The organism is Nitrospirillum viridazoti CBAmc (genome assembly GCF_000730165.1).
Lineage (GTDB): Bacteria > Pseudomonadota > Alphaproteobacteria > Azospirillales > Azospirillaceae > Nitrospirillum > Nitrospirillum viridazoti.
Genome location: NZ_CP022110.1, coordinates 1,226,170 through 1,249,315 on the forward strand (window position 1 = coordinate 1,226,170; position 23,146 = coordinate 1,249,315).

Genomic DNA, 23,146 nt, shown 5'->3' on the forward strand with positions numbered 1-23,146 from the left:
AAACACATGTTTCAATAAAAACATATGTTTTACGGCGCCGGCTGTCACGTTTCGGTCCATCCGCTCGTCCTGTCGTCAGGAATGACCGCGATGGGAAAGACGATCATGATGCTGGCCTCGCCGGGAATCAGGGCCATGCCTGCCAACGACATGCCACCGGATGTCCTTGAGGACGCCGCCGCCACCTTCGAACCGCTGCGCCCGCGCCTGACCCGCCTGGCCTATCGCATGCTGGGCTCGGTCGCGGATGCGGAGGATGTGGCGCAGGAGGCTTTCCTGCGCTGGGTGATGACCGACCGGGCGGGCGTGCGGGACGCGGCCGGCTTCCTGCTGCGGGTGGTGACCCGGCTGTGCCTGGACCAACTGAAGTCCGCCCGACACTCCCGTGAGTCCTATATCGGCCCCTGGCTGCCCGATCCGGTGGTGCAGGCGCCGGACGATTTGGGCGAGGATGCCGCCGACGCCCTGACCCTGCCGCTGATGCTGGCCTTGGAGCGGCTGTCGCCGCCGGAACGCGCGGCCTTCCTGCTGCACGACGTCTTTGGCCTGCCTTTCGCCGAGGTGGCCCCGGCCATCGGGCGGGAGGTCGCCACCTGCCGCCAACTGGCCAGCCGTGCCCGGGTCCATATCCAGGCCGCCCGGCCCCGTTTTCCAGTGGCGCGGGAGGAGGGAATGCGTCTGGCAGCCGCCTTCTTTACCGCGTCGCGCGAGGGGGACCTGGCGCGGCTGCGCACCCTGCTGGCGGAGGATGTGGCGGCCTATGCCGACGGTGGCGGCCGGGTGCGGGCAACGCTGGAGCCCGTGCTGGGCATCGACGCGGCCATGAAGCTGCTGGCGGGGCTGGCCCGGCTGTTCACGCGCACGCCGTCGCGCCTGCTGCGCTACGCCCTCATCAGCGGCCTGCCCGGATTCGTCACGGTGGAACAAGGCGGCACCCTGCAGACCACGGCGCTGGACATCCGGGACGGCCGCATCCGCGCCGTCTACGTGACGCGCAACCCCGACAAGCTGCGCCACTTGGCGACCAGCCCCTGACCATCCTTAAAGCGACGGAGAACGACATGACGCACGCACGCATCGCCGTGGTGTACCACAGCGGCTATGGCCACACCGCCCGCCAGGCGGCGGCGGTGGCGGAGGGCGCCGGCCAAGTGGCGGGGACCGAGGTCCTGCTGCTGGGGGTGGAAGAGGTGGATGGCCGCTGGAACGACCTGCTGGTGGCCGACGCGCTGATCTTTGGTGCGCCCACCTACATGGCCTCGGCCTCCGCCGCCTTCAAAGCCTTCCAGGACGCCACGTCCCGCTTGGTCATGACCAAAGGTTTCGTCTGGCGGGACAAGATCGCGGCGGGCTTCACCAATTCCGGCGGGCAATCGGGGGACAAGCTGTCGACACTGATGCAGATGGCCCTGTTCGCTGCCCAGCACGGCATGCACTGGGTCAACCTGGGCCTGCCGCCGGGCAACAACACCTCCACCGGCTCGGCGGAAGACCTGAACCGCCTGGGCTTTTTCCTGGGCGCCGCCGCCCAGTCCAACGCCGACCAGGGGCCCGACCTGGCACCACCACCCTCGGACTTGGCCACCGCCCGCCATCTGGGCCGGCGGGTGGCCGAGGTCACGGCGCAGTTCCTGCGGGGACGGGCGGCGGCGTGATGGGTGGCAACTTAAGTTGTAAAACAATTTAATCACCACCCGCATACGAATAGGCCCTTGGCGCCCTTACCCCGATACGCTCATACTCCAGGTTGTTGATCTTTTAATTAATGCGTTCATGGCGAGCAAGTCGCCAAGGCGCCTTGCGGGGGATGAACGGATGGGGGATGGAATGCGGCGGCCGGTGACGGCAAGGGCCTGGTGGGGCGGCCTATGCGCCGCCGTGGCGCTGGGCGTGGGGCTGGCGGCGGGGGCGGCCGCCCAAGCCCCGGCCGCCGCCGCCGGCGCGCAGGTGGAAATCCTGGTCCATGGCGATGCCCAGACGGGTACGCACTTCGACTATGTCACCTGGGCGCCCAGCCCGACGCTGGTGCGGGTCCGTCCCGGCTCCGCCCTGCCGCCGGGGGCCACCGTCACCGTGGTGCTGACCAACGGCGCCGCCCCGGCCGAGGGCAAGGGCCATGTCAATTTCGCCCTGACGGCGGACGACTACAGGAAGGCGGTGGAGGGTGGCGGCGCCAAGGACCAGATCACCCTGACGCTGAAGGCCGACGGCACGCCCCAGCCCATCGTCGTGGCCGGCGACTTCCCGCACTTCAGCCGCGACGACAAGGACACGGCCATCGTTGCCCACCAGGGCAGCGCCACTGGGCCGGTGGTCGGCGGCGCCCAGGTCATGGTGCGCGTGCGCCGCAATGAGGAGACGCTGAGCGCCGAGGAGCGCAGCCGCTTCCTCTGGGCGTTGGCGGCGCTGCGCTTCCAGAAGTCGCCGGATCCCCGCTGGCGCGACACCTACACCTTCCTGGTGGACATGCACGACATCGGCGCCCGTGGCTTCGCGGAACCGGCGGACATCGGCTATCCGGACCAGGAACACAAGGCCGCAGCCTTCGTCGCCTGGCACCGCGCCTTCCTGCTGGAGCTGGAGCGGGCGCTGCAGAAGGTGGACCCTTCGGTCACGTTGCCCTACTGGCCCATGTACTATTCGCCGGGCAAGGATGGGGCGACGGTGTTCCATGCCGACTTCACCGGCGCCAACACGGTGGCCGGCGACCCGGACTTCATGGCGACGGAACTGATCCGTTTCGACGCCGGCAACCCGCTGTACGGCTGGAACATGCCGGGCCGCGGGCCGCTGATGCGCTGGCGGCAGGATCGCAACAACATCAAGCTGTTCAACACGCCGGGCATGCTGCTGGACACATCCAAGGCGGGGCTGAAGTCCAACTATTCCTTCATGGCCGGCTCGGTGGAGGCCAATCCCCACAACATCGGCCACGGCTGGTCCGGCGTGTGGATGTCCAACTGCATGATCTCGCCCAGCGATCCGATGTTCTGGCCCTTCCACACCTATTTCGACTGGCTGTGGGCGGCTTGGCAGCAGCATTACGACCGCTTCCGCTCCGACGGCGCCGATCCCGCGCAGTACTGGCCCAACGACGCCTATGCCGACGGCAAGCCCAGCAACAAGACCAACCCGCTGGGCCATCACCTGCGCGATACCATGTGGCCGTGGAATGAGGAGATCCAGCCCAAGCCGGTGGAAACCTTCAGCGCCCGCCGGCCGCCGCAGACCGTGGGCGGCCCCTTCGCACCCTCCGGCGTGCCGGGCCTGTGGCCGCAGGCGCCGGCCAGGCCCACGCCGGGTGAGCTGATCGACTATGCCGGCTATGTCACGCCCGACACCGACGCCGGCGTCGGCTATGACAACCTGCCGTGGTCGCCCAGGCAGCAGAGCCTGCCCTTCCAGGGCGACGCGCCCTCCACCGCCACGGCCCTGGCCGCCTTCCTGGCCAAGGATCGCCCGGCGGCCGACCGGGTGGAGCAGGCGGCACAGGTGGATCTGGCGGCGGCGTCCGACACCGGTGCCAAGAGCGCCCTCCAGGGCGTGGCCCTGGCGACCGCCGAGGATCCGGAGGTGCGCGCGGCCGCCCTGGACATTCTGGCCCGCGTCGATACCGCCACGGCGGTGGAGACGGCCTACAAGGTAGAGGGCGACGCCAAGCATCCCACGCTGGCCCACGCGGTGGAACGGGTGCGGGCCATGGAGATGTTCGCCAACCGCCCGGTAGACATGCCGGCGGAGGCAGCGCCACAGCCGATGCCCGTGCCCAAGACGATGTCTGTGTTGGACAAGGGCCTGTACACCGCCGCCCGCAACGGCGTGCCTGAAAACGACCCCTGCGTCGTGGGCGGCCTGACGGTGGAGCTGCAGCGCTTCCTGGCGAAGCCGACCGACGCGGTGCGCATCTTCCCGCAGGATGCCGCGGCCTTCGTCGCCTCCACCAACCTGTTCGAGGCGGTGCCGGCGGCCAACAGCCGCCATGTGCATGGCCGGGCCATCGCCAGCTGCGCCACCCCGTTCAACAGGGCCGTGACGCTGGACACCATGCGCCGCCTTCTGAAGGCGAGTGCCACCACGCCCACCAGCGTGGGCGTCGATTGGTGGAAGACCAAGGCGCTGGCCGCCACCGTGCTGTCCCACAACGGCGACGCGGCCACCATCAGCCTGGTCAAGGGCCTGGCGGCGGACGCCAAGGCCACGGTGGAGTCCCGTGCGGCGGCCGTCAACAGCCTGCGCCATATGAACGAGGCGGCCTTCGAGGGCGTGGTGGGTGGCCTGGACCGGGACCGGACGGCCCCGGCGGAACTGAAGGCCCAGGCCATCGCCGCCGTCGGCGCCTATGTCCAGGACCATGGCCGCGACCTGCCGCCGGACCAGCGCGCCCGCCTGGCCCACCTGCTGGACACCCTGTCGGCGGCCTCGCCGGCGGAGCAGGCGGCGCTGAAGACGGCGCGGCGCATGCTGACGCTGGCGGCCGGCTGACCCCGTTCACTCCGTCCGCCGGACGGCGTCGTGGCCCGCATGCCCCGCCGTCCGGTCCTTGCCCCAAGGAAAGTCCCCATGGCCAATCCACCGACCTTCACCGATGTGCAGACTATCCTGTTCACCATCACCGCCTCGCAGGACGACGTCCAGGCGCGCTATGAGATTTACGGCCGCCACGACGCCCAGGGCCGCTACAGCTGGGAGACGGAGCGGGAACTGCTGACCTCCATCGCCAACCCCTATGGCGGCGGGCAGGCCAGCAGCGACACGCCGCTGATCCCCGATCTGCCCTATGCCACCATGAGCGACGCCGACATCACCCAGAAGTGCGCGCTGGTGCGCATGCTGTCGCCCAGTGCCGATGGCAAGACGCCGGCCCGCATGCCGGTGCTGAGCCCCGCCACGGCGCGGCGCCATGCCACCGCCGATGAACTGGCGACCATCCGCGACTGGCTGCGCACCGTGCCCTATCCGCGTGGCTTCTGAGACCGGGCGGCCGCGACTCACACGAGCTATTTTCGGATACGATATCCTGCATGCCGGCGGGTCGGGGCCCCACCGGTTGCGCTCAGGGCCGTCATGGGGCCATTCATCAACCCAAGGTCCGGCCCAAATGGCACCCCGATGCCGCAGGGGGTGCCACGGGCTTGCGGGGCGGTGGCGACCATGGTCTAAAAGTCGCCATCAGGCACAAAGATGCCGACCGATCAGGGGGACCATCCTTCATGCGCATCACCACTTTCGTCTCGTGCTTCGCCCTGTTGATGGCCATGGGCGCGCCCACCTATGCCGCTGACAAGCCCGCCGACAAGCCGGGCAAGGAAGCGCCGAAAGATGATGGCGAGCTGGCGCCGTTCCCGGCCCCGAAGTCGGTCAAGCAGACGGCCACCATCGCCGGCAAGCGCGTCGAGTACACGGCCACCGTCGGCTCCCTGCCGGTGAAGGATGAGAAGGGCAAGACCATTGGCGAGGTGGTGTACACCGCCTACACCGTCGCCGGTTCCGGCGCCGCCGCGCGCCCGGTGACCTTCGCCTTCAACGGCGGCCCTGGCGCCTCCTCCGTCTATCTGAACCTGGGCGCCATTGGGCCGAAGCAGGTGGCCTTCGGCAAGGCCGGCGACAGCCCGTCCGACCCGGCCATCCTGAAGGACAACGCCAACAGCTGGCTGGACTTCACCGACCTGGTCTTCATCGACCCCATCGGCACCGGCTTCTCCCGCACCAAGGTGGATGAGGAACAGACGAAGAAGGCCTTCTACACGGCCGATTCCGACATCCATTACCTCAGCCGCATCATCTATGACTGGCTGCTGACCAACAACCGCCTGACCAGCAAGAAGTACCTGGTGGGCGAGAGCTACGGCGGCTATCGCCTGCCGCGCCTGGCCTATTACCTGCAGAGCCGCATCGGCGTGGGCGTGTCGGGCATGACCCTGGTGTCGCCCTACCTGGACCCGCCGGCCATCGGTGAGGCCGACGCCCTGTCGCCCCTGCCGTGGATGATCAACCTGACGGCCATGGCCGCCGGCAATTTCGAGCGCCAGGGCAAGCCCCTGAACGAGACCACCATGGGCCCGGTCGAGAAGTATGACCGCACCGAGTTCATGCAGGACCTGATGGCCGGCCCGCGCGACAAGGCCGCCACCGACCGCCTGTCCGCCAAGGTGGCGGAGCTGACCGGCCTGGACCCCAAGCTGGTGCGCCGCATGAACGGCCGGGTGGACATCGGCACCTACCTGCGTGAAATCCACCGCGCCGACGGCAAGGTGGGCTCGGTCTACGACAGCAACGTCACCGCCTTCGACCCGTTCCCCTCCAGCGCCGAGGCCCGGTACAACGACCCGCTGCTGGACGGCCTGATCGCCCCCACCACGTCGGCTATGGCGGACTTCGTCACCAACCAGGTCGGCTGGAAGGTGGAGGCGCGCTACAACGCCCTGTCGTATGAGGTCAACAAGCTGTGGGACCGGGACGACACCGACAACCCCGTCACCGACCTGCGCAAGGCCATCGCCAACGACCCCAAGATGGCGGTGACCATCGTCCACGGCTGGAACGACCTGTCCTGCCCCTACTTCGGCTCGCGCATGCTGATCGACCAGATGCCGACCTACGGCGTCGCGGAGCGGGTGAAGCTGCGCATGTACCCCGGCGGCCACATGTTCTACGCCCGCCCCGACAGCGGCGCCGCCTTCCGCAAGGACGTGATGGCGATGTACGACGCCAAGTGAGATTGAACCTGAGGTAAAGTGATCGCCGGCCGGGACACGCTCCCGGCCGGCTTTTCATTTGGGGAGATGCGCATGTCGGATTTCGATGCGGTCGTGGCGCTGGCGGCGGCTCGCCATGGTGGGCCCGAGGCGCTGGAGGCCAAGCTGGCCGAGCACCGGTCGCGCACTGCTGATGCCATCGCCGCCATCCCCGACGCCCGCATCCTGGCGGAGATGACGCGCCACCTGTTCCAGGGCGGCTTCTCCTGGAAGGTCATCAACGCCAAATGGCCCGGCTTCGAAGAGGCGTTCGAAGGCTTCGACGTCCACCGCTGCGCTGCCATGTCGGAAGAGTGGTTCGACGCGCTGTTGAAGGACACGCGCATCATCCGCAACGCCGCCAAGGTGCGGGCGGTGCAGGTGAACGCCCAGTTCCTGCTGGACCTGGCGGCTGAACACGGCAGTGCGGCCCGCTTCTTCGCCGGCTGGCCCGACGCCGACTTTGTGGGTTTGCTGGAGGTGCTGAAGAAACGCGCCAGCCGCCTGGGCGGCGAGACCGGCATGCGCTTCCTGCGCACCCTGGGCAAGCCCGCCTTCATTCTCACCCAGGACGTGGTGACGGCCCTGATCCGCGAAGGCGTGCTGACCAAGGCGCCGGGCGGCAAGGGCGACATGGCCAAGGTGCAGCAGGCGTTCAACACGTGGTCGGCGGAGACCGGCCGCGATCTGACGGCACTGAGCCGACTCCTGGCCATGAGTGTCGAAAGCGGGCCGTATCACTAAGACAGGCGGGCGCCGCTCACCGGATCGAACAGCAGCGGCGCGCCCGGCGGCACGACCAGGCCCACAACGTCACCTGGCGCCAGTGGGCGCGGGTCCATGGTGAACAGCTTCAGGCGTTGCGGGCCAAGGGCCAGGTGCACCACCCGGCCGGTGCCCGTGGTCTCTACCACGTCAACGCGAACAGCCGAGCCCTTGGTTGGATCGGTCAGGGCCAGGCGCTCCGGTCGCAGGCCCAGGGTGAGGGTGGTCCCGGCCGCCAGGCCGGCGGGCGGGGAGACGCGGGCCAGCGTCTGGCCCTCCGCCACCAGGGCGCCATCGGGCGCCAGCGTCGCGTCCACGAAGTTCATGGGCGGAGAGCCCAGGAAGCCCGCCACGAACAGATTGGCGGGCTGGTCGTACAGCTCTTGCGGAGCGCCCACCTGCTGGATGGCGCCGTCGTTCAGGGCCACGATGCGGTCGGCCATGGTCATGGCCTCCACCTGGTCGTGGGTGACATAGACGCTGGTGGCGCCCAGCTCGCGGTGCAGCTTGCGGATCTCATAGCGCATCTGCTCGCGCAGGCGGGCGTCCAGGTTGGATAGGGGCTCATCGAACAGGAAGGCCTTGGGGTTGCGTACGATGGCGCGGCCCATGGCCACGCGCTGGCGCTGGCCGCCCGACAGGGCTTTGGGCTTGCGCTCCAGCAGATTGGTCAAGCCCAGCTTGGCGGCAGCACCCTCCACCGCCCGAGTGATTTCAGCCTGCGGCAGGCGGCGTTGCTTCAGGGCGAAGCTCATGTTTTCCCGCACCGTCATGTGCGGGTAGAGGGCGTAGGACTGGAACACCATGGCCAGGTCCCGGTCCTTGGGCGCCACCTCGTTCACCCGCCGGCCGTCGATGCGAATCTCGCCGCCACTGGGCTCCTCCAGCCCGGCGATCAGGCGCAGCAGGGTGGACTTGCCGCAGCCCGACGGCCCCATCAGGGCTACGAACTCCCCCTCGCGGATCTCCAGGTCAATGCCGCGCAGCACCGGGCCGCCGCCGTAATCCTTGCTGAGGTTGGAAAGCGTGATGGTGGCCATGGGGTTGGGTCAGCCTTTCACGGCGCCGGCCGTGAGGCCCTGCACCAGATAGCGTTGGATCAGCAGGAAGAAGGCGCCGACCGGCAGCAGGGCCAGCACGCCGGCCGCCATCATCTGCCCGAAATCGACCGAGAATTTGGAGACGAAGCCCAGCAGCCCAGCGGGGAAGGTGCTGACGGCGGCGGAGGAGTTCAGCATCAGGCTGAACAGCAGCTCGCTCCACGCCGCGGTGAAGACGAAGCCGCCGGTGGCCGCCAGACCCGGCAGGGTCAGGGGCAGGATGACCCGCCGCAGGGCCTGGAAACGGGTGGCGCCGTCCATCATCGCCGCCTCCTCCAAATCCTTCGGGATGGCCTCGAAGAAGGATTGCATGAGGAAGGCGGCGAAGGGGGTGTTGAAGGCGGTATAGACCACCACCAGGCCGCTCAGGCTGTTGGTCAGGCCCAACGGGGACAGCAAGCGGAAGATGGGCGCCACGATGATGACCAGGGGGAACATCTGGCTGACCAGCATCACCCCCATCACCCAGGCCTTGCCCCGGAAGCGGAAGCGCGAGAAGGCGTAGCCGGCGGCCGATGCGGCGGCGGTGGCCAGCAGGCCGGTCGCGGCGGAAACGATCAGGCTGTTGCGGAAGAACAGCGGGAACTGGCTGTGGCGCAGGACGGATCCGTAATGGTCCAGCGTCACGCGGGAGGGCCACAGCCGCACGCCCTCGCCATACATCAGATCGTCGGGCGTCAGCGACACCTTCAGCAGCCAGAACAGGGGAAACAGGGCGAAGGCGACGAACGCCGCCAGCGCCAGGGCATGCAGCAGGCGGGCCCCAATAATGTGGGTGGCGGTCTTGTTCATGCCCGCTCCGTCATTGCGTGGCGCAGCACCATGACGGCGGCGGCATAGGCCAGCAGCAACACCAGCAGCACGGCGGCCACGGCGGAGGCGTAGCCGAAGTCCAGGCGCTGGAAGGCCAGGGTGAAGATATAGCTGGACAGGATCTGTGTGGCGTCGGCCGGCCCGCCCTTGGTCATGACCACGATCAATTCGGCGAAATTGGCCACCCACACGGTGCGCAACATGACGGTTATGGCGATGGTGGGCGCCAGCAGGGGCAGGGTGACGCGGCGGAAGCGCAGCAGCGGCCCGGCGCCGTCCATGGCCGCCGCCTCATAGATGTCCTTGGGAATGGACTGCAGGGCCGCCAGCAGCGTGATGGCGAAGAAGGGGATGCCCCACCAGACGTTGGCGGCGATGGGCCCCCACAACGCCAGGTGCGGGTCGGACAGGATGTTCTCCGGCGTGGCCAGCAGGCCCAGCCCGTGCAGCCAATGGGGCAGCGGGCCGATCACCGGGTTGAACAGCCAGGCCCAGGTGAGGCCGGACAGGAAGCCCGGCACCGCCCAGGGCAGGAAGACCAGGGCCTGCACCAGGCCGCGCCCGGGGAACGGCCGGTCCAGCAGCAGCGCCAGGATGAGGCCAAAGCCGAACTGCAGGGCCACCGATACCGCCGTCCACACCACCGTGTTGCGCAGCGCCGTCCAGAAGCCGTCATCGTCCAGCATCTCCCGGAAATGATCCAGGCCGACGAAGTCGCCGCTCAGGGGGTCCAGCAGGATCAGGTCATGGAAGGCGTAGGATAGGCCGGTGACCAGCGGCACCAGCATGATGGCGGCGATCAGTAGCAGCGACGGTGCCGCGTAGAGATAGGGTTCCAGCCTCAGGGCCAGGGCGCGGCTCATGGCTTCACGCCCCCCAACTGACTTGAAGAGGCCTGCTTGCGCCGGGCCTTGGTCAGGTAGGCGGCCCATTGCTTGTTCATGGTGGCGGGGCTGATCTGGCCCAGCAGGGCCTGCTGGCTGCTGCGCACCACCAGGCTGTCGGCGAAATAGGCGAAGCCCGGCAGGTAGGTGGGCATGAGGGTGGGCACCACGTCCGGGTCCGCCAGTTCGGCGAACCAGCCCTGGTAGATGGCGCCGGCATATAGCGGGTCGTGCGCGGCGGCGGTGTAGACGGGCAGGGCGCCCGTCTGCTGGTTCCAGGCCAGGTTGCCGGCCGGGTCGTTCAGGGCCACCACCAGATCCCAGGCCAGATCCTTGCGCTCGGACCGCTTGAAGATGGACCAGCCGGCGAAGCCCAGGGTGGGATAGGCCTTGCCGTTGGGGCCCTTGGGCCAGGGCGCCACGCCGAAGTCCTCCGCCTTCATGCGGGCCTTCAGCGCGATCAGGGCGTCGGGGTCCTGGTCGACCATGGCGCAGGTGCCGGTGTAGAAGCCGGCCACCACCTCGTTGAAGCCCCAGTTGACGCTGTCCTTAGGCGCCAGGCCCTTCTGGTACAGGTCGATCAGCCAGCTGGTGCCGGCCACCCAGCCGGGATCGTTCAGGGTGCTGGTGCCATCCTCATGGAAGAAGGCGTTGCCGCCAGCGATGCTGGCCCCGAACATGACCCAGCCGTTCAGGCCGCCCGGCCCGCCGCGCAGGCAATAGCCGGACTTGCCCGGCAACTGGGCGATCCTGGCGGCGTCGGTCCGCAACTCTTCCAGCGTCTTCGGCGGTTCGGCGATGTCCGCCTGCCGGAACACCGCCTTGTTGTAGTAGAGCGCCCGCAGATAAAAGCCGTAGGGCAGCATGTAGGCGGTGTCGGCCACCGAGCGCGCCACGGTCAGGGCCCGCTCGTTCAGGCCCTGGGTCTCCGGCCAGCGCGCGAGATAAGGCTCCAGGCTCTCCAGCTGGCCGTTGCCGGCGTAGAGGGACAGCCAGCGGTCCGGCATCTCCACCACGTCGGGGATGTCGCCCGCCGCCACCATGGTGGCCAGCTTCTCAAACGCCGATCCCCATGCCAGGGAGGTGATCTCCACATGGGTGCCGGGGTGGCGGGCCTCGAACCCCGCGACCAGCCGCTTCAGCGTCTCCGTCCGCTCCGGGCTGCTCAACACCTCCACCAGCCGCAGTTCATCGGCGCGGGCCGGCAGCGCGGACAGCGCGAGAGCCAGGGTGAGGAGCAGCCGCTTCAGCATCATCAGCGTTTGGCTGCCGTCAAGGCTTGGTCCAGGTCGGCCCACAGCGCCTCCGTCCCCTCCAACCCGACATGCAGACGGATCATCGTGGCGGGCACGCCGAAATCAAGGGCGGAGTTGGGGCCGGCGGCCTGGACGTGGGTGACCAGCGCCGGCACCACCAGGCTTTCATGTCCGCCCCAGCTGACGCCCAAATGGAAGAACGCCAGCGCGTCGCACAGGGCGGGGATGTCGATGCCGTCGTCCACGGTGAAGGAGAACAGGCCCGAGGTGCCGGTCAGGCCCGGCGGCAGGGCGCCCATCAGCGCCGGATGGTGCACCTTGGTGACGTTGGGATGCTCGGCCAGCCGCCGCGCCAGGGTCAGGGCCGACGCCTCATGCGCTTTCATGCGGATGGGCAGGGTGCGCAAACCGCGCAGCAGCAGCCAGGCTTCGAACGGCCCCAGCTTGGCGCCGATATAGGGGCAGATGGTACGGCGGATGAGGCCGGTCAGCTCCAGCCGCCCGGCCACCACGCCCGCCACCGTGTCGCTGTGCCCGCCGATGTATTTGGAGGCGGAGTGCAAGACGAGATCCACACCCAGCGTCGCCGGCCGCTGGAAGACGGGTGTCGCCCAGGAATTGTCGATCAGGCTGATGGCGCCGTGCTTCCTGGCCAGGGCGGCCAGGGCGGCCACGTCATGCGCCTCCATCATCCAGCTGTTGGGGCTTTCCAGGTACAGCAGGCGGGCGCCGGGCAAGGCGGCGTCCACGGCGGCCAGGTCGGCGCCATCGACGTAGGTGGTGGTGACGCCCCATTTCTTCAGCAGCGTCTCGAACAGGCGGTAGGCGTCCGGATAGACATGACGGACGCAGACGATGCGGTCGCCCGGCTGCACCAGCGCCAGCACAGCGCCGGAGATGGCGGCCATGCCACTGGGGAAGCCGATGGCGTCCTCCGTCCCCTCCAGCGCCGCCATCTTGCGCTCGAACTCCGTCACCGTGGGGTTGGTGGTACGGGAATAGACGTTGCGCGCGCGCTTGCCGGCATAGGTGTCCGCCATCTCCTGGAAATTGGGGAAGGTGAACAGCGAGGTCTGGATGATGCCGGGCACCACCGCCTCATAGGCGTGGGTCATCTCGTCATGCGCCACCAGGCGCTGGGCGAGGGCCACGGGGTCTTCGGTACGGTCGGTCATTGCGGGGAACCGGTTGTGGGGGACATGGCCTGGATGTCTTCTTCGACGATGGCGAGGATGCCCAGGGTTTTCAGCCGTGCGGCTTCCGGATCGCCGGCGCGGATGGCGTCGAACAGCTCGCGGTGTAGGGCGAAGGATCGGCGGGCGAAGTCGGGGCGGTCGAACGGCTTTTCGAAGAAATGCTCGAACGTCTCGCGGAACTGCTCCAGCAACTGGCGGAACAGCGGGTTATGGGTGGCGTCGTAGATCGCCAGGTGGAACTGCAAATCCTCCGGCCCGGCGGTGCCCTGGTCCAGGTGCACGCGTTCCATGGCCACCAGCTTTTCCTCCAGGACAACTAGGTCGGCCGGGGTGGCGCGGCGGGCGGCGGCCTCGCTGGCCGCGACCTCCAGCCCCCGGCGGATCTCCAGGGTCTGCAACAGCCGGTCGCGCAGCAGCCCGGCATCTATTGTCAGCGAGACATGAATGGCGCCGGGCGTGATGGCCCGCAGCAGATAGGTGCCGCTGCCCTTGCGCGTCTCCACCAGGCCCCGCGCCTGGAATTGGCGGATGACCTCCCGCACCGTGGACCGGCCCACGGCCAGGCGGGCCATCAGCTCCCGCTCCGTCGGCAGACGGTCGCCCGGCTGCAAGGCGCCCTCGGCGATGAAGGCCGCCAGGGCGGCGCTGACCGCCGCGATGCGGTCGGCGCTGGGCAGCGGCTGCAGGGCCGTGCTGGCGGGAAGGGGGGCGGCGGGCGGAACCACGGCACCTCGATGTCGCTCGGGGCTTCAGCGTTGTCCCGACGCCGCCCCTAAATTGGTCTGACATCTGATGATTGGTCGCGATGGTAGGGGCTGTCAAGCGGCTCTCGACGCCTGGGCCCCTCGACCCCATATCCCTGGCAGCGATCGCAGGAGGCAGCGCCATGACCGAGAAGACGATCAAGATTCCAGGCCCCGATCATCCCATCACCATTGAGCGCAACCCCAGGCGGGTGGTCGTGACGCTGGGTGGCAAGGTGATCGCCGACACGCGTGAGGCACTCAGCCTGCGGGAGGCGCGTTATCCCGCCGTCCAGTACATCCCGCGCAAGGACGTGGACATGGCGGCGCTGGAGCGCACCGACCACACTACCCACTGCCCCTACAAGGGCGATGCCTCCTACTTCAGCATCCCCGCCGGCGGCGCGCGGGCGGTGAACGCGATCTGGACCTATGAGGCGCCGCACGCCGCCGTCGGGGCGATCAAGGACCATCTCGCCTTCTATCCGGACCGGGTGGATTCCATCGCCGAGAGCGACTGACGCGAAGGCGGGCCCGGCTCAGGGCAGGCGGTTGGCCGACAGTTTGTCGCGCAGCTTGGCGGTCAGCCTCTGCGCGAATTCCACGCCGCGCGGATGCTCCTCCCGCAGTTGCGGGCGGTGCAGCAGGCGCAACTGGCGGCGCACGGTGGGGCCGTCCAGGCGGATGCGCCGCAGGCGGTCCTCGGGGAAGCCCAGGGTGTACAGCCAGGGCATGACCCCGATGGCCAGGCCGCTCAGCACCAAGCCGTAGAGGGAGTTGACCTGGTCCACGCGGTAGCGGGTGGATGGCGCCAGATCGTTCTGCTGCAGAGCGGCCGACGTCAGCTCGCCGATGCTGCCGCCGGCGAAATGCACGATCTCCTGGCCGGCCAGGGCGCGCCACGGCAGGCGGTCGTGAGCGGCCAGGGGATGGTCGGCGCGGGCCACCAGCAGCATCTCATCCTCGAACAGCGGCACGCCTTCCAGATCGTCGTCGGGCAGGGCCTGCACCGTCACCACCAGGTCATAGGTGCCGCCGCGCAGGCCGCGGATCAGCTGGTCGGCGCGCCCGTCATGCAGGTGGGGAACGACGCCCGGCATGTCGCCCGCCAACTCCGCCAGCGAGGCGGCCACCGCCTCCATCGCCGTGGGGATGGCGCCGATGCGCACCGTGGCGATTTCCCGCCCCGCGACCTCATGCATGTCGCTGAAGGCGTTGGCCGCCGTCGTCAGCAGGCGTTGGGCGTGCGGCAGCAGCGAGATGCCGGCATCGGTCAGCGTCACCTTGTGCGTCGTCCGGTCGAACAGGCGTACGCCCAGATGCGCCTCGATCTGGCGGATGCCGGCGCTGATCGCCGGCTGGGACACCGACATCTCCTCCGCCGCGCGGCAGAAGTTCCCCGTGCGCGCCAGTTCCACGAAGAAGCGGAGCTGGCGTAGCGAGACGGGATTCTTCCAGGCGGGGGGCGCGTCGATGGTCCGGGACATGGCGGTTTTGTAATAAGGCAAACTTATAAAAACATAAATGTAAAAACTTTCCCCTCTGAACCTGGCCGCGTCATACTACAGGCATAGTCCAGATGCGGGCGGGCCCAAGCAGGGCAAGTAGGGTGGCGGGCAGCCACCGGGGGCTGCGCGAACTGGACGGGCGACGGGCAGCAAGCCGCGCGCCACCTCGGGGGAGGAGCCGCCGACCGGGCAAGTGTCGGGCGCGAAAAAATCAGACGGGGGCTCCATGTCAATCAGCAGGAAGGCGCGTGCGCGCGCCGGGCGTTTCACCGCGACCATCGTCGCCATCACCGCCGGGCCGCTGGCCGTCGGCCAGGCAGCGGCGCAAACCGCGTCCAGCGACACGGCGCTGACCGAGATCATCGTCACCGGCTCGCGCATCCGCAGCCCCGACGCCACCAGCGTCAGCCCCATCAGTACGATCAATGGCGAGGAGTTGCAGCAGCGCGGCGTGACCCGGGTCGAGGACCTGATCAACACCCTGCCGCAGGCCTACGCCGACCAGGGCGCCGGCAATCGCGGCGGCACGGTGGGCGCCAGCGGCACCGCCACCATCAACCTGCGCAACCTGGGCAACCAGCGCACCCTGGTGCTGATCGACGGCCGCCGCCTGATGCAGGGCGACCCGGACCGCACGGCGGCGCAGGCGCCGGATATCAACAACGTTCCGGCGGCGCTGATCGAGCGCATCGACGTGGTCACCGGCGGCGCCTCCGCCGTCTACGGCTCGGACGCCCTGGCCGGCGTCGTCAACTTCGTCCTCAAGAAGGACTTCGACGGCGTCCAGGTCGACACCACCAACGGCTTCTACAGCCATACCAATAACAACCCTATCCGCGCCGTTTCGGCGGCGGCCAAGCAGGCCTATCCTGGTGGTGCCACCTTCGACGGCCCGCAGAACGACATCTCCATCACCGCGGGCAAGAATTTCGCCGGCGGGCGCGGCAACATCACGGGCTTCTTCAGCTACCGCCATGCCGAAGGGGTGGGGACGTCGGACCGCGACTTCTCCATCTGCGGCCTGTCGGCCGGCGCCAGCGGCTATTCCTGCTCGCTTTCCAGCGCCACATACCCGGCCCAGTTCCAGCCGCTGAACCCGACCACGGGGGCGGCGCGCGGCACCTACACGCTGGACGGCACCACCGGCAACACCCTGCGCACCTACAAGACGTCGGACGGCTTCAACAACGGTCCCACCTACGATCTGCAGTCGCCGGACCAGCGCTATAACCTGGACCTGTTCGGCCACTATGAATACGCGCCCGGCCACCAGGTCTATGGCGAGTTCATGTTCATGCGGGACGAGGCGGACATCCGCCTGTCGCCCACCGCCGTGTTCAGCGTGGCGGAGAAGGTCAACTGCAACAATCCCTACCTGTCGGCGCAGGAGGTCAGCGTCTTCTGCACTACGGCGGGGCTGACCGCCGCCCAGACCGCCAACGTGGTGGTGTCGGAACGCGACGTGCAGGCCGGCTCGCGCCACGACTACACCACCCACACCGCCTATCGCGGCGTGCTGGGGGCCAAGGGCGACATCAGTGACGACTGGCAGTACGACGTCTACGCCCAGTACGGTCGCACCAATTATGACTCGCGGCTGACCGGCGACATTTCGCTGTCCAACTTCGCCAACGCGCTGCAGGCCGTGACCAATTCCAGCGGCCAGATCGTGTGCAAGACCGGCGCTGCCGGCTGCGTGCCCATCAACATCTTCGCCATCGGCGGCATCACGCCGGCGGCGTTGGGCTATGTGCAGCAGGATTTCTACCGCACCGGCTTCACTCAGGAAGTGGTGGCCAGCGGCGCCGTCACCGGCCAGCTGTCGGCCCTCACCAGCCCCCTGGCCCACAGCCCCCTCGGCATGGCCTTCGGCACGGAATACCGCCGGGAGTCGATTGGCCTGACGCCGGACAGCCACTATTCCTCCAAGGACGTGGCGGGAAATTCGGGCGGTGAGTTCCCCATCTCCGGCGCCTTCGACGTGAAGGAGCTGTTCGCCGAGGTGACCGCGCCGCTGGTCCAGGACCGGCCTTTCTTCCACAGCCTGTCCCTGAACGCCGGCGCCCGCTATTCCGACTACAGCACCGCCGGCGACACCACCGCCTACAAGGCCGGTGGCGAGTGGGCGCCGGACACCGACATCCGTTTCCGTGGCAGCTTCCAGCGCGCGGTGCGCGCCCCCAACCTGGTGGAACTGTACGGGCCGCAGCAGATCACCACCGCCAACCTGACCGATCCCTGCGAAGGCGCCCATCCCACCGCCAGCCTGGCGGCCTGCCAGGCCTCCGGCGTGACGGTCACGCAGTATGGCAACATCGCCCCCGCGGCGGGGCAGAAGTCCGGCGCCATGATCGGCGGCAACCCGGGCCTGAAGCCGGAAGAGTCCAACACGGTGTCGTTCGGGACCCAGATCACCCCGTCCTTCCTGCCGGGCGTGACGCTTACCGCCGATTATTTCGATATCGATGTGAAAAAGCTGATCTCGACCGTACCGGCCACGATCGAACTCAGCCAGTGCATCGCCACCGGTACCTTCTGCAACCTGGTGGTCCGCAACCCCACCACCGGCTCGCTGGTTACCAGCGGCTATGTCGTCACCACCTACATCAACGCCGGCTACCTCGACACCTCGGGCGTCGATTTCTCGCTCTCGGCCAAGTACGACGTGGCCGACCTGATCGGGGTGAACGGCCTGGGCCGGGTGGGGCTGAACTTCTCTGGCACCTTCACCGACAAGTATGAAATCCAGGTGCTGCCCAACACGCCGTCCTACCGGTGCGAGGGCTACTTCGGCGTCACCTGCGGCATGCCCATCCCCAAATGGCGCCACCGCATGGTGGTCGACTGGATCCTGCCGGACGGCGTGGACCTGATGGCGACCTGGCGCTACATCGGCGGCACCCGCAACGACAAGTCCAGCAGCGCCGTCTACCTGGCGGGCGCCTACCAGCCCTATGACGCCACGCTGCCCAGCGTCAGCTACCTGGACCTGGGCGTGTCGCTGGCCCTGACCGACGACATCAGCCTGCGGGTGGGCGTCAATAACGTGTTCGATAAGGACCCGCCCGTGACCGCCAGCACCGGCGGCCAGGTTTCCAATGGCGCTTTCTACAGCGGCATCTACGATGCCCTGGGGCGCTATGTCTTCACGAACGTCAGCGCGCGGTTCTGATGGGCCAAGGGGGAACGGTGATGAAGCTCGTTCATGCCGCGCGCGCCGCCGCGCTGGTCCTCTTCCTGGGCGCGGCCTCTGGGGGCGCGGCGGTTCCCGCCGCCGCGTCCGACAAGACCCTGGTCTATTTCGACAATGATTTCCTGGGGCCTGGCCAGAGCAACATCCAGGCCATGATCCCGCTGCTGCGGGACCCCAAGGTCGAGCTGCTGGGGGTGGGCGTCGTCACTGGCGACGCCTGGCTGCAAGAGGAGACGCGGCACCTGCTGCGTTTCCTGGAGATCGCCGGCCGGCCGGACGTTCCGGTGGCCAAGGGGGCGGAGATGCCCCTGCTGCGCACCCAGGGCGAGATGCGGGCCTGGGAACAGCGCTACGGCGCCATCCCCTGGAAGGGGGCGTGGAACGCGCCGCGCCCGGGCCGGAGCTATCATCCCGACGACCCGGCGCTGGTGCCGGCCATGCGCGAGGGCGAACCCCAGGTCGCGGCGGTGCCGGAAGACGCGGCGCACCTGCTGATCAGCCTGGTGCGGGCCCACCCGGGCGAGGTCACCGTCATCACCGCCGGGCCGCTGACCAACATCGCCCTGGCGCTGCGCCTGGCGCCCGACCTGCCGGCCCTGGCCAAGGAGATCGTGGTCGAGGGCGGTGGGCTGGACCTGGCCGTGGCCCGGGTCACCGGCAACACCGACTACGCCACCGACTTCAACTTCCTGTTCGATCCCGAGGCGGCGCACATCGTGCTGACCGCGCCGTGGAAGAAGATCACCGTCATGGGCAACGTCACCGGCAGTGTGAAGGTGACGCCGGAGTTGGTGGGGCAGGTGGCATCCGCCGGCACGCCGCTGGCCCGCTATTTCCATGACTACGCCAAGGTCGGCCAGCCGCTGTGGGATGAGCTGACCGCCGCCGTCGCCATCGACCGCTCCCTGGTCACGGAGGAGTTGGTGGCCCGTATGGACATCGACCTGCTGCCGGGGCCGGCCTATGGCACCGCGCAGATCTGGAAGGACGAATTCGCCCCGCACCAGGGCGAGCAGACGGTGCACATCGTGCAGAAGGTGGACACCGCACGTTTCCTGTCCACGTTCACGGCCCAGGCTCGGCAATGAGGACCCCGGCGATGAGGGTGCTGCTCGACCGCCGCTTCCACCTGGCGGAGCGCGGCACCAGCGTGGGGCGCGAGGGCGTCGCCGGCCTCACCGCCTTCATGGCGGCGGCCTACCTGATCGTGGTGATCCCGTCGCTGCTGGCCAGCGGCGGCATGGATCGCGGGGCCGCCACCACCGCCGCCATCGTCGTCATGGCGGTGGGCAGCCTGTTCATGGGGTTTTACGGCAACCTGCCCTTCATCGTCGGGCCGGGCCTGGGCGGGTCGGCCATTCTGGGCATCACCCTGGCGCAGACCGAGCACATTCCCTGGCCGGCGGGCCTGGGCATCGCCCTGCTGTCGGGTGTCCTGTTCCTGGTGATGACCCTGACGGGTGCGCGCACCCTGGTGATGCGGCTGGTGCCGGCCCCCATCAAGCTGGGCTTGGGGGCGTCGCTGGGCCTGTTTATCGCCCTGCTGGGCTGCCGCGACGCCGGCATGGTGGCGCTGAACACCAAGAGCGTGGCGCTCTCGCTGGGGGATTTCAGCCAGCCCGGGCCCATCGTGGCCCTGATCGGCCTGGGTGTCGCCGTGGCCCTGCAGGCGCGCCGGCTGCCGGGCGCCATGCTGGCGGGCATCGTGGCGGCGACGCTGGCGGGCATCCCGCTGGGGCTGACGGTGCTGCCGTCCTCCCTCGTGGCCTTGCCCCGGTCCTTCCAGCCGATTTCGTTCCATATCGATATCGGCAGCGCCTTTTCCCTGGCGGCCTTGCCCTACCTGTTCGCCTTCTTCGCGGGGGAGTTCTTCTCCACCCTGGGCACCACGCTGGCCGTGGGCGCCAAGGCGTCGCTGACCGATGAGCACGGCAACCTGCCGGGCATCGAGCGGCCCTTCCTGGTGGATTCCGTGATGGCGACGCTGGGGCCGCTGATCGGCATCCCGTCGGGCACGGCCTTGGTCGAGTCCGCCGCCGGGGTGGAGGCGGGCGGGCGCACCGGCCTGACCTCGGCCTGGGCGGCGCTGTGCTTCCTCGCCACCCTGCTGGTGACCCCCCTGGTGATGGCGGTGCCCCGGCAGGCGACGGCGCCGGCCCTGATCCTGACCGGCCTGTCCATGTTCGGCACCATCCGCCACCTGGTGGCCGATGAGATCGCCGACCTGCTGCCGGCCCTGGTCATGGTGCTGGTCACCCTGGTTGCCAACAATTTCGGCACCGGCATCGCCGCCGGCATCCTGGCTTACGTCCTGGTGCAGATCCTTGCCGGGCGGGTGGCCCGCGTGCCCGTCGGGCTGCTGATCCTGTCCGTTCCGCTCGGCTATTACTTCTATGTCGCTGCGACCCGGCATTAAGCCGCCGCGGCGCTTATCATGGGCCTTTCATGACCATTCCCATCACCGACACGCTTGCCACCGTGCCGCCGGCGCAGACCGGCCGCACGGTCACCGAGGCGCAGCGTGCCTTCTTCCGCGCCATGCCCAAGGTGGAGCTGCATTGCCACCTGTTGGGGGCGGTGCGGCCCCAAACCTTCGCTGACCTGGCCGCCAAGCACGGCGCGCCCATGAACGGGGCGGAGATCGAGGCGTTCTACCGGCGCGGGGCTAAGCCGGTGGGCGTGCTGCACGTGCTGCGCGCCCTGGAACGCCACCTGCTGCTGGAGCCGGACGACTTCCGCCGCATCGCCTATGAATATCTTGAGGATGCGGCGGCGGAGAACGTGCGCCATGCCGAGTTCTTCTGGAACCCCACCGCCACCCTGCGCGACACCGGCCTGGTCTATGGTGAGGTGCAGGCGGCCTTGGTCGCCGGTATCGCCGAGGCGGCGGCCGACCACGGCATCAGCGGCCTGCTGATCCCATCCATCGACCGTGAGGCCGATCCGGCCGCGGCGCTGGAGATGGTGGAACTGATGGCGGCTGCCCGCCATCCGCTGGTACCCGGCATCGGCATCGATTATCGCGAGACGGACCGGCCGCCTGAGCTGTTCGCCGAGGCCTATGCCTTGGCCCGCCGCCAGGGCTTGCGCCTGACCGCCCACGCGGGGGAGTTCGGCACGCCCTGGCACAACGTGGAAACCGTGGTCGACCGCCTGGGCGTGGACCGGGTCGACCACGGCTACAGCATCATCGACAATCCCGACCTGATGCGCCGGTACGCCGACCGCCGCATGGTCTTCACGGTGGTGCCGACCAACTCCTACTACCTGCGCACCCTGCCGCGGGAGCGGTGGGCGGCCGAGCATCCCATCCGCCGCATGGCCGCCGCCGGCCTGGCCATCCACCCCAACACCGACGACCCGACCCTGCACCGGGTGAGCCCGGCCGGGGCGTGGGAGCTGATGTACAGCCACCTGGGCTTCGGCATTCCCGACCTGCGGAACATGATGACCGCCGGCATCGCCGGCAGCTGGGCCGATGCCGGGCAGCGGTCCGCCTGGCGCGTCCAGTGGCCGGCGCTGTTCGACACCCTGGCGGCGGGGCTGGATTGGGAACCTTCGGCCTTATGACCGGCGCCACCCTCCAGGTCATCCGCCTCAGCCGGGCCGCCGCCGCGTCGGTGTCGACCGCGACGGCGGCGATGGTCTGCCGCTGCATCCTGGACTGGTTCGGCCTGGCGATCGCGGGGGCGAACGAACCTGTCTCCCGCACGTTGCGGGCCATCGCCCTCGCGGAAGGCGGGCGGCCTGCCGCCACCGCCATCGGCGGGGGCGAGGAGGTGAGCGTCCGCCAGGCGGCCTTCCTCAACGCCGTGGCGGGGCATGCGCTGGATTATGACGACGTCTCGCTGGCCATGCATGTCCACCCCACCACCGTCATCCTGCCGCCGCTGCTGGCGCTGGCGGAGGAGCGTGGGCTGGGGGGTAGGGCGGTGATGGCGGCCTTTGTCGCCGGATATGAGGCGGCGGGCATGATCGGGCGCTGGCTGGGGGCGGGTCCCTACGATCGTGGGTTCCATATGACCGGCACCCTGGGCGCCCTGGGAGCCGCCGCCGCCTGCGCGCACCTGCTGGGCCTGGATGAGGAGGCGACTGCCCGCGCCTACGGGCTGGCGGCGTCGCAAGCGGCGGGGCTGAAGGCGCAATTCGGCACCATGGCCAAGCCCATCCACGCCGGCCGGGCAGCCGAGGCCGGGCTGTGCGCCGCTTTGTGGGCTGAGGCAGGCATTTCCAGCCGCACCGACATCCTGGAGGCGCCTCAGGGCTACGCCGCCACCCAATCCGCCATCCCCACCGGCCCCATCACCTGGGACGGCCATGAGCTGGACCGCAATTCCTTCAAGTACCACGCCTCCTGCTTCGGCACCCATGGCGCCATCGAGGCGATCGCGGCGCTGCGCGCCCAGGGTCTGGAGCCAACGGATGTGCGGCAGGTGTGCCTGACCGTGGATGCCGGCGCCGACCGCATGTGCAACCTCGCCGCCCCCATGACGGGGACGGAGGCGAAGTTCAGCCTGCGTTTCGTCGCGGCCCTGGCCCTGTTGGGGGCGGACACCAGCAGGCCCGGGCTGTTCACCGATGCCGTGACGGCCCGGCCGGACCTGGTCGCCCTGCGGGACCGGGTGACGGTAGTGTTCGGGCCCCGGGACTGGCCGGCCGACCTGACGGCGGTGGATGTCACGCTGGCCGACGGATCGCGCCGCGAGGCGCGCTGCGACACCAGCTTGATCGGCGCCGATGACGACCGCCTGCGCGCCAAGTTCCTGCATCTGGCGGGCACGCTACCGGACGGGTACGCGCAGCGCCTGGCCGACCAGGTGGCCGGCATCGGGGCCGTGACGGACCTGCGGGCGCTGTGCCGCCTGGCACTGCGGGCGGGGTAGGGTAGAGGGCTTAGCCTTTTTCAACGAAGGGGCGAAGGGGCCTTATGTCCGCCACATTCCGGCGCGCATGA

General features: G+C 68.9%; 19 protein-coding genes. 12 read left to right on the forward strand and 7 right to left on the reverse strand.

Annotated elements, in window-relative coordinates:
- Window positions 1-90 precede the first annotated feature (90 nt).
- The 6 genes from Y958_RS05740 (at window position 91) to Y958_RS05765 (ending at window position 7,478) form a co-directional block, all read left to right on the forward strand.
- Window positions 91-1,035 (forward strand): sigma-70 family RNA polymerase sigma factor, encoded by a 945-nt coding sequence (locus Y958_RS05740; RefSeq protein WP_244909387.1) that lies wholly within the window; start codon window positions 91-93, stop codon window positions 1,033-1,035.
- A 26-nt stretch (window positions 1,036-1,061) separates the two neighbouring features.
- Window positions 1,062-1,655 carry a flavodoxin family protein gene (locus Y958_RS05745; RefSeq protein WP_088871244.1) on the forward strand — a complete coding sequence of 198 codons (594 nt, stop codon included), beginning with the start codon at window positions 1,062-1,064 and terminating at the stop codon, window positions 1,653-1,655.
- A gap of 160 nt (window positions 1,656-1,815) precedes the next feature.
- Entirely contained in the window at window positions 1,816-4,482 is a 2,667-nt protein-coding gene (locus tag Y958_RS05750; RefSeq protein ID WP_186291279.1) for a tyrosinase family protein, read from the forward strand.
- 78 nt (window positions 4,483-4,560) lie between these two features.
- Window positions 4,561-4,971: a hypothetical protein gene (locus Y958_RS05755; RefSeq protein ID WP_040848717.1), complete on the forward strand. Its 411-nt coding sequence runs from the start codon at window positions 4,561-4,563 to the stop codon at window positions 4,969-4,971.
- Between the two features lie 239 nt (window positions 4,972-5,210).
- Window positions 5,211-6,716 carry a S10 family peptidase gene (locus Y958_RS05760; protein ID WP_088871246.1) on the forward strand — a complete coding sequence of 502 codons (1,506 nt, stop codon included), beginning with the start codon at window positions 5,211-5,213 and terminating at the stop codon, window positions 6,714-6,716.
- A gap of 72 nt (window positions 6,717-6,788) precedes the next feature.
- Window positions 6,789-7,478, forward strand: coding sequence for a DNA-3-methyladenine glycosylase I (locus Y958_RS05765; RefSeq protein WP_088872507.1), 690 nt, complete (start codon window positions 6,789-6,791; stop codon window positions 7,476-7,478).
- Here the strand turns inward: Y958_RS05765 and Y958_RS05770 are convergent.
- From Y958_RS05770 to Y958_RS05795, 6 genes are read right to left on the reverse strand one after another with little or no spacing between them, the layout of a single operon-like run.
- Window positions 7,475-8,539 carry an ABC transporter ATP-binding protein gene (locus Y958_RS05770; protein ID WP_088871247.1) on the reverse strand — a complete coding sequence of 355 codons (1,065 nt, stop codon included), beginning with the start codon at window positions 8,537-8,539 and terminating at the stop codon, window positions 7,475-7,477. The genes Y958_RS05765 and Y958_RS05770 overlap by 4 nt on opposite strands.
- A gap of 9 nt (window positions 8,540-8,548) precedes the next feature.
- On the reverse strand, window positions 8,549-9,391 hold the full coding sequence (locus Y958_RS05775) for a carbohydrate ABC transporter permease (RefSeq protein ID WP_088871248.1): 843 nt from the start codon (window positions 9,389-9,391) through the stop codon (window positions 8,549-8,551).
- Window positions 9,388-10,275 carry a carbohydrate ABC transporter permease gene (locus tag Y958_RS05780; RefSeq protein ID WP_186291280.1) on the reverse strand — a complete coding sequence of 296 codons (888 nt, stop codon included), beginning with the start codon at window positions 10,273-10,275 and terminating at the stop codon, window positions 9,388-9,390. The genes Y958_RS05775 and Y958_RS05780 overlap by 4 nt, the downstream gene beginning before the upstream one ends.
- Window positions 10,272-11,552, reverse strand: coding sequence for an ABC transporter substrate-binding protein (locus tag Y958_RS05785; protein ID WP_088871249.1), 1,281 nt, complete (start codon window positions 11,550-11,552; stop codon window positions 10,272-10,274). The genes Y958_RS05780 and Y958_RS05785 overlap by 4 nt, the downstream gene beginning before the upstream one ends.
- Window positions 11,552-12,727: an aminotransferase class I/II-fold pyridoxal phosphate-dependent enzyme gene (locus tag Y958_RS05790; RefSeq protein WP_088871250.1), complete on the reverse strand. Its 1,176-nt coding sequence runs from the start codon at window positions 12,725-12,727 to the stop codon at window positions 11,552-11,554. Before Y958_RS05790 ends, Y958_RS05785 begins: the two co-directional genes overlap by 1 nt.
- Window positions 12,724-13,473 (reverse strand): FadR/GntR family transcriptional regulator, encoded by a 750-nt coding sequence (locus Y958_RS05795; protein ID WP_211098544.1) that lies wholly within the window; start codon window positions 13,471-13,473, stop codon window positions 12,724-12,726. Before Y958_RS05795 ends, Y958_RS05790 begins: the two co-directional genes overlap by 4 nt.
- 161 nt (window positions 13,474-13,634) lie before the next feature.
- Here Y958_RS05795 and Y958_RS05800 point away from each other — a divergent pair, with 161 nt between their 5' ends.
- The gene (locus tag Y958_RS05800) at window positions 13,635-14,012 is read left to right on the forward strand and encodes a DUF427 domain-containing protein (protein ID WP_088871251.1); all 378 of its coding nucleotides are present in this window, start codon (window positions 13,635-13,637) and stop codon (window positions 14,010-14,012) included.
- An 18-nt stretch (window positions 14,013-14,030) separates the two neighbouring features.
- On the opposite strand, the gene Y958_RS05805 is transcribed toward Y958_RS05800, so the two are convergent.
- Window positions 14,031-14,978 (reverse strand): LysR family transcriptional regulator, encoded by a 948-nt coding sequence (locus Y958_RS05805; RefSeq protein WP_145615487.1) that lies wholly within the window; start codon window positions 14,976-14,978, stop codon window positions 14,031-14,033.
- A 247-nt stretch (window positions 14,979-15,225) separates the two neighbouring features.
- On the opposite strand from Y958_RS05805, the gene Y958_RS05810 reads away from it, so the two are divergent.
- From Y958_RS05810 to Y958_RS05830, 5 genes are read left to right on the forward strand one after another with little or no spacing between them, the layout of a single operon-like run.
- Window positions 15,226-18,171 (forward strand): TonB-dependent receptor domain-containing protein, encoded by a 2,946-nt coding sequence (locus tag Y958_RS05810; protein WP_088871253.1) that lies wholly within the window; start codon window positions 15,226-15,228, stop codon window positions 18,169-18,171.
- 20 nt (window positions 18,172-18,191) lie between these two features.
- Window positions 18,192-19,280 (forward strand): nucleoside hydrolase, encoded by a 1,089-nt coding sequence (locus Y958_RS05815; protein WP_244909388.1) that lies wholly within the window; start codon window positions 18,192-18,194, stop codon window positions 19,278-19,280.
- 11 nt (window positions 19,281-19,291) lie between these two features.
- On the forward strand, window positions 19,292-20,608 hold the full coding sequence (locus Y958_RS05820) for an NCS2 family permease (protein ID WP_211098545.1): 1,317 nt from the start codon (window positions 19,292-19,294) through the stop codon (window positions 20,606-20,608).
- Between the two features lie 29 nt (window positions 20,609-20,637).
- On the forward strand, window positions 20,638-21,762 hold the full coding sequence (locus tag Y958_RS05825; RefSeq protein WP_088871256.1) for an adenosine deaminase family protein: 1,125 nt from the start codon (window positions 20,638-20,640) through the stop codon (window positions 21,760-21,762).
- Window positions 21,759-23,075 carry an MmgE/PrpD family protein gene (locus Y958_RS05830; RefSeq protein WP_088871257.1) on the forward strand — a complete coding sequence of 439 codons (1,317 nt, stop codon included), beginning with the start codon at window positions 21,759-21,761 and terminating at the stop codon, window positions 23,073-23,075. Before Y958_RS05825 ends, Y958_RS05830 begins: the two co-directional genes overlap by 4 nt.
- Window positions 23,076-23,146: the final 71 nt, after the last annotated feature.